General features: G+C 38.1%; 11 protein-coding genes and 1 pseudogene. 8 read left to right on the top strand and 4 right to left on the bottom strand.

Features of this window, described 5'->3' with window-relative positions; genetic code table 11:
• Position 1: 1 nt before the first annotated feature.
• The 7 genes from JM83_RS13995 to JM83_RS19510 all read left to right on the top strand — a co-directional run bounded on the left by JM83_RS13995 (position 2) and on the right by JM83_RS19510 (position 5,951).
• A complete protein-coding gene (locus JM83_RS13995) occupies positions 2–1,186 on the top strand; it encodes an acetate/propionate family kinase (RefSeq protein ID WP_144962789.1) in 1,185 nt (394 codons plus the stop codon).
• Positions 1,187–1,310: 124 nt separating this feature from the next.
• A complete protein-coding gene (locus tag JM83_RS13990; RefSeq protein ID WP_144962788.1) occupies positions 1,311–1,514 on the top strand; it encodes a hypothetical protein in 204 nt (67 codons plus the stop codon).
• A 658-nt stretch (positions 1,515–2,172) separates the two neighbouring features.
• The gene (locus tag JM83_RS13980; RefSeq protein WP_144962787.1) at positions 2,173–2,559 is read left to right on the top strand and encodes a hypothetical protein; all 387 of its coding nucleotides are present in this window, start codon (positions 2,173–2,175) and stop codon (positions 2,557–2,559) included.
• A gap of 91 nt (positions 2,560–2,650) precedes the next feature.
• Positions 2,651–3,325: an MgtC/SapB family protein gene (locus JM83_RS19520; RefSeq protein ID WP_261376900.1), complete on the top strand. Its 675-nt coding sequence runs from the start codon at positions 2,651–2,653 to the stop codon at positions 3,323–3,325.
• On the top strand, positions 3,303–3,818 hold the full coding sequence (locus tag JM83_RS19515) for a DUF4010 domain-containing protein (RefSeq protein ID WP_261376474.1): 516 nt from the start codon (positions 3,303–3,305) through the stop codon (positions 3,816–3,818). The genes JM83_RS19520 and JM83_RS19515 overlap by 23 nt, the downstream gene beginning before the upstream one ends.
• 638 nt (positions 3,819–4,456) lie before the next feature.
• The gene (locus JM83_RS13970; protein WP_144962786.1) at positions 4,457–5,497 is read left to right on the top strand and encodes a zinc-dependent alcohol dehydrogenase family protein; all 1,041 of its coding nucleotides are present in this window, start codon (positions 4,457–4,459) and stop codon (positions 5,495–5,497) included.
• Between the two features lie 289 nt (positions 5,498–5,786).
• A complete protein-coding gene (locus JM83_RS19510; protein WP_261376472.1) occupies positions 5,787–5,951 on the top strand; it encodes a hypothetical protein in 165 nt (54 codons plus the stop codon).
• A gap of 146 nt (positions 5,952–6,097) precedes the next feature.
• Here JM83_RS19510 and JM83_RS19505 read toward each other — a convergent pair.
• A pseudogene (locus tag JM83_RS19505) lies at positions 6,098–6,163 on the bottom strand (dodecin domain-containing protein); the annotation flags it as partial.
• A 165-nt stretch (positions 6,164–6,328) separates the two neighbouring features.
• On the opposite strand from JM83_RS19505, the gene ppsA reads away from it, so the two are divergent.
• On the top strand, positions 6,329–8,704 hold the full coding sequence (ppsA, locus tag JM83_RS13955; protein WP_144962785.1) for a phosphoenolpyruvate synthase: 2,376 nt from the start codon (positions 6,329–6,331) through the stop codon (positions 8,702–8,704).
• Between the two features lie 194 nt (positions 8,705–8,898).
• Here the strand turns inward: ppsA and hisIE are convergent, their stop codons facing one another.
• The 3 genes from hisIE to hisF form a co-directional block, all read right to left on the bottom strand.
• The gene (gene hisIE / locus JM83_RS13950; RefSeq protein ID WP_144962784.1) at positions 8,899–9,528 is read right to left on the bottom strand and encodes a bifunctional phosphoribosyl-AMP cyclohydrolase/phosphoribosyl-ATP diphosphatase HisIE; all 630 of its coding nucleotides are present in this window, start codon (positions 9,526–9,528) and stop codon (positions 8,899–8,901) included.
• A gap of 171 nt (positions 9,529–9,699) precedes the next feature.
• Positions 9,700–11,094, bottom strand: coding sequence for an IS4 family transposase (locus JM83_RS13945; RefSeq protein ID WP_144962783.1), 1,395 nt, complete (start codon positions 11,092–11,094; stop codon positions 9,700–9,702).
• 174 nt (positions 11,095–11,268) lie between these two features.
• Positions 11,269–12,024 (bottom strand): imidazole glycerol phosphate synthase subunit HisF, encoded by a 756-nt coding sequence (hisF, locus tag JM83_RS13940; RefSeq protein ID WP_144962782.1) that lies wholly within the window; start codon positions 12,022–12,024, stop codon positions 11,269–11,271.
• Between the last annotated feature and the right edge of the window lie 2 nt (positions 12,025–12,026).

Here is a 12,026-nt window from a genome sequence, read left to right as displayed (position 1 = left end):
CATGAATATATTGATAATCAACGCTGGGAGCTCCTCCATAAAATTTCAGTTAATACAAATGCCTTCCGAAACATTGCTTTGTAGTGGATTGGTAGAACGTATTGGTCATAAAGATGCCATTCTAAATTATAAAACAAAAACTGCCCACCTTCAGGAAACAGATAACATAAAGACGCACAGCCAAGGGCTGCACAAAATTGTGGATTTATTGCTGGATGAGAAAAATGGAGTAATTCAGGATACCAGCGAAATCGAGGCAGTTGGTCACCGCGTGGTACATGGAGGAAATTCATTTTCAAATACCACTATAATAACTGCTGAAGTAAAGAAAAAAATTAAAGAATATGCTGCTTTGGCCCCATTGCACAATCCTGGTAATCTTGAAGGTATCCTAGTTGCTGAAGAATTTTTTCCTTCGGCACAACAAATTGCGGTTTTTGATACTGCTTTTCATCAAACCATTCCAGAGAAGGCTAAAAAGTACGCAATTCCAAACCATCTTTATCAAGAACAGGGCATACAGGTATATGGTTTCCATGGAACGAGCCACCAATATGTTTCTGAAAAGGCGATTGAATATTTGGGACTCAAAACATCCAAAATAATAAGCGTTCATTTGGGCAACGGCTGTAGTATGACGGCGGTTGTGAATGGAAAAAGCATAGATCACAGTTTGGGGTTCACTCCTTCCAATGGATTAATAATGGGAACCAGAAGTGGCGATATAGATCATGCCATCATTTTTCATTTGGTCAATAATTTGGGCTATGGTTTGGATGAGGTCAAAAACCTGCTCACTAATAAAAGTGGAATGTTGGGACTAACTGGACACGCAGATTTAAGGGAGATCGAGGCTGAAGCTGAAAAAGGTAATAGAAATTGCGTCCTAGCCCTAGCAATGAACGCTTATCGCATTAAAAAATATATTGGTGCTTATGTTGCCGCAATGAACGGTCTGGATGCCATTGTTTTTACTGCTGGAATTGGCGAGAATTCAAGTACGATTCGAAAACTGGTATGTACAGATATGGACTACTTTGAAATTGAATTGGATGAAGTTAAAAACGAAGTTAAATCCAAAGAGTGGCGGGAAATCCATACCCCTTCTTCCAAAGTTAAAATATTGGTTATCCCCACCAATGAGGAACTGGAAATTGCAAAACTATCCTTTGAGCTGCTAAATTAATTCCTTCTACTCCTAGTGCCACTGCTTATATTGGAGCTACCTCTTTTTGTATTGTTTTCATTATGGTAGTCCCGTATATTATCATTTCTATAACCCGTACATGTTTGCTACGGTCTAAATTTATATGGTGGAATTGGAGTGGCAGCACTTTAACACGCACCCAAATACCATTTTCCAAATACAAATAATTGCTCAGCGAAATCATAATAGATGGAGTGTTCTGGGAAGTACACATAACGCACCTCTTCTACCCTATTGGGATAAAACCATGGTAGTGGAGGATGGTTTGGTCTTGAGGTTACAACTATGGGACCACAACTTGCCATGATCAAAATAAATATTAATAGTAACTAAAGAAACTTAATATTTTTCCTGACAAATCATTTTATACTATAAAGAAAATGTATGGATAATCCATTGCAAATGACTTGGATCATTTTGAATGATGCTACTTTCAAATAATTTTGAAAATATATAATCTTGATTATTTTAAAATGAGCACAATAGCGCCTAAGCTTTTAAATCTTAAGACCTCATGAAGTTAGAGCCCGTTCAGAAGAAATTATGGAAACCATGGAGGTAGCTGTGATGATGGGAGGTGAGCCTGCCGTGGTATATGGTTGTGAGGCGATGGAAGCTTTCAATCAATTTATAGTATTGAAAAACTAATGAACAACAGCAACAAACCATTTGCTAATAAAACAAAGGACAAAAAACCCAAATCACCTTCAAAATAATTTTGGTTATACATGTTGTTCATTGTTGTCCTATTTGTTTTTTTACCGTTTTAAATTCTACATCGACTAAAGAAATAAGTTGGTCCTATTTAGAAAAAAGGGTTGTTGCCACAATGCGGGATTGAGAAAATAGCGATCGTAAATAAAGAAGAAGCAGAAATATATATCAAGAAAGAGCCACTTAAAAACCATTTTAACTAAGCTACCAAAACACAATCTTTATAAAATAAATGCTAAAGACACATTATAATGAAAACAAAAGTTTTATACGACGACAATATGCATTTTGAACACCAACAATGGAAAGGGGAACTCGATTTTTGGAAAGACGAGTTGAAATCTTTTAACAATAGGTTAAGTGAACTAGTAACACGTTGGGAAGATAAGCAAGTGCTAGCACAACTAGAGCACTATCAAAATCAATTTATCCTTCATGGAGGTGTTATTGAAGATTTAGAAGAAACCATTGAAAAACATGATATATATATTGCTGGAAGAAGCAAAACCGCTACAGATGCCCTAGATACACAATTGGCAAAACAACATATTGAGTTTAGAAATCACATAGAAACGCAAAGACATATTTATGCCGAACTTAAAAAGGAGTTTTTTAGGTTTCTTGAAAAGTACATGTAGCACCTCATTCTGGCTTTTACCAAAGGAAATTTTTAAAACCAAATGCAAACATACCCAGAACTCATTGCATTAATCGGTTCCTACATGCTTGGTGTTTTTAATTGGCACAGGCGTAGGGCTTATTATTGGTTTAGAACGAGAGTTTGATAAACTTAAAGAGAAAGGATTTGCAGGCATTCGCACCTTCCCTATTGTAACCATTCCAGGGTTTTCTTTGGGAAACCTCACAGCGCAATTTACTACTTGGTTGGTCATTATTGGCTTGGGCTGTTTTATTTTGTTTTTGGCCCTGTACCATTTTTCACAAAAACATGAAGAATATGGTCAAGGCCTCACCACCAATTTAGCATTAATAGCCATCTTTATATTGGGCGTAATGGTGGCCGCAGCATTCTATAGAGAGGCAGTAGCTACGGCTGTTGTTATAGTAACTTTACTTTCCCTTAAAACCAGATTTCATACGGTTATAAGTAATATTACTTCCGAAGAACTCTTTGCCTTTATAAAATTCTCAATAATTGCATTGCTGATACTTCTTTTTTTACCAAACAAAACTTTTGGCCCAAATGGTTTATTGAATTCTTTTGAAATAGGTTCCACCATCGTCATGGGTTCTCTTATAAATTTTATTGGCTACTTTTTGGTAAAATTTGAAGGTTCTAAAAAAGGCATTACAATAACAACCATTCTTGGCGGACTCATATCCATCACTTCAGTAGCGTGGCACTATGCCTCAAAAAAGCATGGAATCGCCAGAATTGGCTAATAAATATAGCACAGGTATAATTGTGGCCTCGGCAATTATGTTCCCAGACTTGCCCTTATATGAAATTTTAAAATATATAGCGATACCCTTTGGATTATTAACCTTGGCTTGTATAATAGCCACTTTACCATTAACTAGAAAGGATGATAATAAACCCGATATCAATATTAAGCTTGGCAATCGCTTAAACATACTAAATGCTATTGGGTTTGGTGCAATATATCTGCTTATTCTTTTTACGGTTTTCTATAGCAATCAATTTTTTGGAGAGCGTGGTTTGTACTATTCGGCATTCATTGCAGGCTTGGCAGATACCGATGCCATTACCATTAGTTTGGCAAAGTTTTCCTTGGATGGTGAAAAGCTGCAACTTGCTGCATCGGTTATCATACCTGCTACCATGAGCAATATGTTGGTTAAACTTGGTATAGTGATATTTATTAAAAAAAAACAGGCAAAATGGTGGGCTATGCTTTTGGAAGTGTTATTTTAATTGGCATACTATATATACTGGCTAGTACCTAGCATGCCCCATGCTATTTGATTTAAAAGTATCTTCCCCAAAAATTCGTCAACATACAACAAAAAATATCCTTTCTGATCCTGTCCAATAACAAATCAACTGTTTTTACAAGGATCCGATTTTGTGGATAAAACTTTCGATTCAAAATAATTGTACAAGAAAAATGGCAAATATGATCGTTGTAATATATATGGATTATGGGTCATCCCCATTTGCTCTTTCCTAAAGTCTTTTTTACAGTCAGTTCATATAATTTTTTTGGGCTATTTCTAAGTAAGGTCAAATTCAATTTATGCCAAGAGAAAGATTTAAATCTTAAACTCAGCTATAATTACGTATGTAAGCATGTAAAATGACCAGGGTCATTTACAATATTTTCATTACTTGATATATTTACGTGCAGAAATGTATGGAACAGGTAAAAGCGGGGTATTTCTGAAGAGATACCGTTGTTGTGGTTTCAATGAAGTGCAGAAACATGTGGAAGCCATAAAACATACAAGTACAAAAGGAGAACCGCAGTGTATGTTCGATGTCGTAAAACACTTATAAATAACTGAATATTAATAAATTAAGATGAATTATTAACTATAAAAATTATTAAAAAAATGAAAGCATTAGTTTATTATGGCGAACATAAAATCGCTTTAGAAGAAAGACCAAAACCAACAATTATTAAACAAACAGATGTAATTGTAAAAGTTTTAAAAACAACTATTTGTGGTACCGACCTAGGCATCTACAAAGGAAAAAACCCAGAAATTGAAAGTGGACGTATTCTTGGACATGAAGGGGTTGGAATTATTGAAGAAGTTGGAGATAGTGTCTCTCAATTTAAAAAAGGAGACAAAGTTTTGATTTCATGTATTACTTCCTGCGGTTCTTGTGAATATTGCAAGAAACAAATGTATTCACATTGTAAAAATGGGGGGTGGATTTTAGGATATATGATAGATGGAGTCCAAGCAGAATATGTTAGGATTCCCTATGCAGATAATAGTTTACATAGAATTCCCGAGAACATCGATGATGAAATAGCTGTTTTGTTAAGTGATATTCTACCAACAGGTCATGAAATTGGTGTCCAGTACGGAAATGTTAAACCCGGAGACGAAATTGCCATCATTGGAGCCGGTCCCGTTGGAATGTCTGTACTTTTAACAGCTCAATTCTATTCGCCTTCCAAAATAATCATGATCGATATGGATGAGAATAGATTGCAGTTGGCAAAAGAATTAGGAGCTACGCATACCATTAATTCTGGAACAACCAATGCAGAAGAAGCCGTTAAAAAGATTGTTGGCGCAGAGGGTGTGGATGTTGCAATTGAGGCGGTTGGAATTCCTGAGACTTGGAATATTTGCCAAAATATTGTGAAACCAGGTGGGCACCTTGCAAACGTAGGAGTACATGGCAAAAAGGTAGATTTTGAAATTCAAAAGTTATGGATTAAAAACCTTACCATTACCACCGGACTTGTAAACACAAATACAACTCCTATGCTTTTAAAAGCCACTTCTACCAATAGTTTGGATTTGAAAAAAATGATCACCCATCATTTCCCACTTAGTGATCTGGAACATGCTTATCAAGTGTTTTTAAATGGTGCAGAAGAAAAAGCTTTAAAAATCATTATTAACAATGAATAACTAATGTCAACATTGGTAACCGTTCGGCAAGCCTTAGAGGATAAAGCACCAGAACTTATTTTAAACCACGGTAAAAATTAGTTTCTGGTGTTTGGGCCCTCTTGAGGATCCAGGATTTGATGAAAAAATGATAAAATATGATAAGTCGAAAATCAAGAGCCTCGGAGCCGCAGGCCCATGAGGTATGTCCCGATAATTCTCGAGAGAAACTACTTTTAAAAAAATCGATGCAAGCCTCAGGAAATTAAGCCCCCAATGAGGGATTAAATGCCCACATGAGGACAGTAAAGTGGATATTGAAAAATCTGTATCTCGAGCAGGGGGTAAAGCTCAATTAAAGACATACCGAAAAATAGCTGGAAATTTAAAACCTGACTGTGCCCAATTTGAAGAACTAGAAACATTTGCTCGCCTTGGCATCCACCTAGCTAAGAAAACCTCGAAAAACAATTGAGCGTGGAAAAAGAATATGAGCAATTTTTTAACAGTCCCAAATACAACCTGTTTCTGTACCAGAACAACTGCTTGTCCCGCTTGCGCTAATAAATGGCCTTTTTGATTGTATTCCCCGCCATAAAATAACCGTGGCAGAAACCTATTCTTAATTGCATCTTCAAAATTAGTTTTGGAGCTCCCTAATATTTCAATCACTTTTAAAACAGGCATAACTTCTTGTTTTCATTATCAACATGAAGTAAAAATATAGTCAGTACAAACAACACAAAATGACCCCGGTCAGACAGTAAAATAATAAGGTACTGACAGGCATCATTTCAAACCTCTTGTACTAGAAGTACTTTTGGAACTATATAAACTGAAAGATCCAAAAAGATGAAGGCACAAATTAAAAAATTTGATGAGATTGGTATTAAGGATGTAGCTATGGTTGGGGGCAAAAATGCATCTTTGGGGGAAATGTACAATCAGTTAACTTCAAAAGGAGTTCGTATTCCCAATGGTTTTGCAACCACCTCGTTTGCATTCTGGGAATTCCTAAAAGAAAATGAAATTCAAACACGTATAGAAAATGTCTTGACCCAACTGGATCGGGAAGCGTATTCCAATCTTGAAGAAATAGGAAAAAAAGCACGTAAACTTATTTTAGGCGCAACCTTTTCAACAGTTTTTTCCGAAGAAATTTTCAATGCATATAGCATTTTATGCGGTGAAGATTTAAAAGAGGTTGCGGTAAGAAGCAGTGCCACGGCGGAAGACCTTCCCGAGGCAAGTTTTGCGGGACAGCACGACACCTATTTAAATATAAAAGGAAAAGAAGCCCTTCTGGAAGCGGTAAAAAACTGTTTTGCATCGTTATATACCAATCGCGCCATAAAATATCGGGAAGACAAAGGGTTTAAACATGATACTATTGCTTTATCAGTGGGGGTGCAAATCATGGTGCGCTCAGATAAAGGATGCTCGGGAGTAGGTTTTACCATCGATCCAGAATCAGGGTTTGAAAATATAATGCTGTTGTCCGGGATTTGGGGACTCGGCGAAAACATTGTTCAAGGGGTTGTTACCCCAGACGAGTTCTATGTTTTTAAACCGAGTTTGGCACAAGGGAAGTACCCCATTGTTCAGAAGAATTTGGGCGACAAAAAACTAACCATGGTGTATGCCGATAAAAAAGAAAATACAAGTATTGTAAATATAAAAACCCAAAAAGATAAACAGCGAGCATTTGTATTGTCTAACTATGAAGTAATCGCTTTAGCAAAATGGGCTATAATTATAGAGCGCCACTACCAAAAACCAATGGATATAGAATGGGCAAAAGACGGTATCACCAACGAATTGTTTATTATCCAGGCACGCCCGGAAACTGTGCACAACATAAGAAACAAGAACATTTTTATGGAGTACAAACTCTTGAAAAAAGGAAAAGTATTGTCCCAGGGAAATGCAGTGGGTTCCAAAATAACGCATGGAACGGCCCGTCTTCTTGATTCCCCAAAAAATGTAGGCCATTTGTCCCCAGATACGATTATTGTTACAGATACCGTAACCCCAGATTGGGACCCGTTACTAAAACAAGTTGCTGGTATTGTAACCAACAAAGGAGGCAGAACAAGCCACGCAGCCATTGTGGCGCGAGAATTAGGTGTTCCGGCAATTGTTGGTTGCGCAGATGCAACAACTACTATTAAGGAAAACGAGACGATTACCGTTTCCTGTGCAGAGGGGAAAACAGGGTATATCTATCAAGGAGAATGTGCCTTCACTAAAATCGAAATTGACTTTTCCAATATTAAAATGCCGGCGACGGAAGTAAAAATGATCCTTGCCGATCCTGATAATGCTTATCAATTGGCAGGGTACCCCAATAACGGGGTGGGGCTTCTCCGAATGGAATTCATTATTACCCATAAGGTTAAAGTGCATCCAATGGCATTGGTGAAATTCGATAAACTAAAAGAGGAGACGGTAAAGAAAGAAATTGAAAAAATTACTGAAGCATATCCAGATAAGGAGGACTATTTCGTGGATAAACTATCACAGGGCATAGCAACCATTGCCGCTGCGTTCTATCCAAAAGAAGTTATTGTAAGATTGAGTGATTTTAAAACCAATGAATATGCAAACCTTATTGGTGGAGAAGATTTTGAACCTATAGAAGAAAATCCGATGCTCGGGTTTAGGGGAGCATCCAGATATTATAATGATCTGTACAAAGAAGGTTTTGCATTGGAATGCAAAGCGATCAAACAAGTAAGGGACGAAATGGGCCTTACCAACCTTAAGGTGATGGTGCCATTTTGCAGAACTGTGGAAGAAGGTAAAAAAGTACTGGCTGTAATGGAAGAAAATGGCTTAAAACGAGGGAGCCATGCTTTGGAAGTATATACAATGATAGAAATTCCAAGTAACGTGATTTTAGCTGAAAAATTTTCCGGAATTTTTGATGGTTTCTCAATTGGTTCCAATGACCTCACACAGCTTACTCTTGGTATTGATAGGGATTCAGAATTAATGATGGATCTTTTTGATGAAAACAATGAAGCACCTAAACAGATGATCAAAATGGCCATACTCGCTGCTAAAAAAACCAATACTACAATTGGGTTGTGCGGACAAGCACCCAGTGACTATCCTGAATTTGCCTCTTTTTTGGTAAAAGAAGGGATTGATAGTATTTCCTTTAATCCAGACGCTTTGTTACAGGGTATTGAAAACATCAATAAAGCGGAAAACATAGGTGAATGATAAAAGCTTTGTCCCCAGTTTAGAAAAATAGATTTTTTTCCACAATAGATTATTATTAACATTTTAAATTTAAAAAAGATGAAATCACTAAAACTTATCACCTTGATACTGTTTGTAATTCTATTTTCATCCTGTGTTAGTATTCAAACCACACTTCGACAAGCCCGATAGCATCGGGAATGTGTGCCAAAAAACTACTTTTTGGTATGCCTTTTTTCCAGCACTTCAACAATATCTTTTAGACCAAAACCTTTGGCTTTTAATAATATCATATAATGAAAAAGTAAATCTGCACTTTCATTCAAGAAAAGATCATCATTATCATCCTTGGCCTCAATAACAGTTTCTATAGCCTCCTCACCCACTTTTTGGGCAATCTTGTTCATTCCATCATCAAAAAGGGAAACCACATAACTAGCATCCTCTTTTGCTCTCAATTCAAAAGCTATCTCACTTTTCTTCTTACGATCTGCTATAATTCCTTCCAGTTCAGAAAGAAATCCAAAATTGGAATTGTTCGTTTCTCCCCAGCAAGTATCTGTTCCTTTGTGGCAAGTTGGACCATGCGGAATCACAGAAATCAATAAAGTATCATTGTCGCAATCATTCTTGATATTCACTACTTCAAGAAAATTTCCACTTTCCTCCCCTTTCGTCCATAAGCGGTTTTTGGTCCTGCTGAAAAATGTAACTTTATTACCTTGATTGGTTTTTAAGTAGGCTTCCTCGTTCATATATCCCAGCATCAACACATTTTTCGTGTTATTATCCTGAATAATTACAGGTACCAGACCATCTTTATTTTTATTGAAATCTATTTCCATAGTTTTATATTTTCTTCTGAAAGTAAAATTTTTGTGTTCTAAATTCTTATAATATTAGTTTGCACTGAAACAAGTTACCATTGACGTATTTTCAAAAATTCACAAATTCTAGACCCTGAAACCAGTTCAGGGTGACGCTGAGAAATTGTCGTCATGCTGCCCCGATACTTCCTATCGTGTGGACACATCTTTATGAATCGTCCACCCTTCCATGGCCGCCTTAAAATATTTCAGTCCTATCCATAGGGTCGTTATGCCGGGATGCCTTTTGCTTTCATAGCCTTTCCATCCGCCAAGTCTAGCTATCGCCCAAACATATCTTTTTAGCCCTTTTTCCTTGTACGGGTTTTTTTGTTTCCCTGTCCTACCTTCCAGTCTTATTATCTGGTGCTCTAAAAACGCTTGCTCTTCTTCCGTGAAACAGCTATCGGCGCTCATCTCTCCTTCTGGTACTGCATACGCCAGCCGCATCAAGAACAGTTGGATGATGACCTCCATTATCAACAAGCTCAGTTTTCTTACCGATGACCCATGCTCCAGCTCTGACGCCTCGATATTGTAGCCCTCTTTTTTCAATATCTTGAACACCTCTTCTATCGTCCACCTCCACTTATACCATTCCACGCACATTTCTGCCATTTCCAGGGTCTCTATGGGCAGGCTTGTCAATAACCTCCAGCACACCCTGCCCGGCCCGGCCCGGTTAGCCTCTTTGGCCTCCACCAGATATAGTTTTATGCTGGGCGCCACTGCCTTGCTGGCCGCCCTGGTCCTTTTCAGTTCTACCTCTTTATATCTGATTTCAATTTTTGCGGTCCTTTTTTTCCTTCTGGTCTTTGCACAGGCATCCACCTGTACCTCATAGGACCCTTGACAGGGCTGGTCCGCCAGGCAGCTGAACAATTTTGACCCATCCGCCAAGGCCCTATCCGCACGGGCCCTTATCAATAGATCTGTTCGTGCATCTGGTATGCTTGCAAACTGTTCGTAGATATCCCCTTCCCTATCTTGTACGATCACCATTCCCGCTACCACGTCCCTTAGTGAGGCCTGTGTGTTTTTGGACACCTCTATCCACTTATAGGACTCTTTTTCTTCCATGGGCAGCTTGCCGTACTGTCTTTCATGCTTTGATTTGAAGTCCAAGGACCTGTTCCAGATCTTAATATCAGAATAGCCGTAGGGGGTGCCGCTCACGGCATCCAAGACCAAACTTGGGTGGACAAAGAACCCCAGTCCCTGGGAATTCTTCGCATTGGTCGTGCCCACAAAGCCATCTTTGTTGATCCTATTACCATGGCTGCTTAGGTTGACCTCCGTGGTATCTTGGATACAGACAACAAATTTGCCCGCACAAGCCATCTGGCAATTATGTACCAGGTTCTCTACTATATCTTCTTCACTGACCCTATCGTTCTGCAAAAAACGGTAAACGGCCTTTGCGTCTGATTCGTTCCTGCTGAGCTGACGGATCGAATGGACGCTCTTGCTGAACAGGTCCGATAAAATCTTGTTGCCCCGATAAACCAAACGTTTATCCCCTAAGCCTGTGAACCCCCTTCTCATTTTTTGAGTAAAATTAATGCTAATCCCTTAAACTAGTAAATAATTGTGTCCACACGATAGGATACTTCGGGGGTTTCAGCATCTCCTTTAAGAATTGAAAAATATCATCAATTTTATACGCTAAATACACTTTTTAATCAAACAGATGAATCCAATTAGATATTATTGTCAAATTTAAAGCCTTACTGGAATTCCGTTTTTCCTCAACTCTTCTTTTAAATCCTTTATTTCGATCTCCTTAAAGTGAAAAACACTCGCAGCCAGAGCAGCATCTGCCTTTCCTTCTATAAATGCATCACAAAAATGCTGCATATTTCCAGCTCCACCGGAAGCTATTATCGGGATATTCAATTCTGTAGATAATTTGGCAAGGGCTTCGTTTGCAAAGCCATTTTTTGTGCCATCATTGTTCATGGAGGTGAACAAAATTTCCCCCGCTCCACGTTCTTCAACTTCTTTAGCCCAATCGAAAAGGTTCAACTCTGTGGGCACCTTCCCTCCTACCAAATGCACGATCCATTCTCCCTCAATCAATTTCGCATCTATCGCCACAGTAATACACTGGCTCCCAAATTTAGCAGTTAATTGATTGATCAAATCCGGGTTTTTCACCGCAGAAGAATTAATGGAAACTTTATCTGCTCCATTTTGAAGTAAAATATCCACATCTTCAACAGAAGAAATCCCACCTCCAACCGTAAAAGGAATATTGATTTTTTCGGCAACCTTTAAAACCAAATTAGCCAAGGTTTTTCGTCGTTCTTCGGTAGCCGAGATATCCAAAAACACCAATTCGTCTGCTCCCGAAGCTGCATAAATAGCCGCTAATTCCACGGGATCTCCAGCATCCCTAAGATCTACAAAATTTACTCCTTTTACGGTTCTTCCATTTTTGATATCCAAACAAGGAATTATTCTCTTAGTTAACATAG

Source organism: Gillisia sp. Hel_I_86, from assembly GCF_007827275.1.
GTDB lineage: Bacteria > Bacteroidota > Bacteroidia > Flavobacteriales > Flavobacteriaceae > Gillisia.
The sequence above is the reverse complement of the archived record's forward strand: the minus strand, read 5'-3'. Positions and strand labels throughout refer to the sequence as shown.

Excerpts from the sequence above, each read along its gene's own strand:
- hisIE (WP_144962784.1), bottom strand. The coding sequence starts at position 9,528 with ATGGAAATAGATTTCAATAAAAATAAAGATGGTCTGGTACCTGTAATT.
- JM83_RS19515 (WP_261376474.1), top strand. The coding sequence starts at position 3,303 with ATGGAATCGCCAGAATTGGCTAATAAATATAGCACAGGTATAATTGTG.
- ppsA (WP_144962785.1), top strand. The coding sequence starts at position 6,329 with ATGAAGGCACAAATTAAAAAATTTGATGAGATTGGTATTAAGGATGTA.
- JM83_RS13995 (WP_144962789.1), top strand. The coding sequence starts at position 2 with ATGAATATATTGATAATCAACGCTGGGAGCTCCTCCATAAAATTTCAG.
- JM83_RS13970 (WP_144962786.1), top strand. The coding sequence starts at position 4,457 with ATGAAAGCATTAGTTTATTATGGCGAACATAAAATCGCTTTAGAAGAA.
- JM83_RS13945 (WP_144962783.1), bottom strand. The coding sequence starts at position 11,094 with ATGAGAAGGGGGTTCACAGGCTTAGGGGATAAACGTTTGGTTTATCGG.
- JM83_RS13980 (WP_144962787.1), top strand. The coding sequence starts at position 2,173 with ATGAAAACAAAAGTTTTATACGACGACAATATGCATTTTGAACACCAA.
- hisF (WP_144962782.1), bottom strand. The coding sequence starts at position 12,024 with ATGTTAACTAAGAGAATAATTCCTTGTTTGGATATCAAAAATGGAAGA.
- JM83_RS13990 (WP_144962788.1), top strand. The coding sequence starts at position 1,311 with ATGGTGGAATTGGAGTGGCAGCACTTTAACACGCACCCAAATACCATT.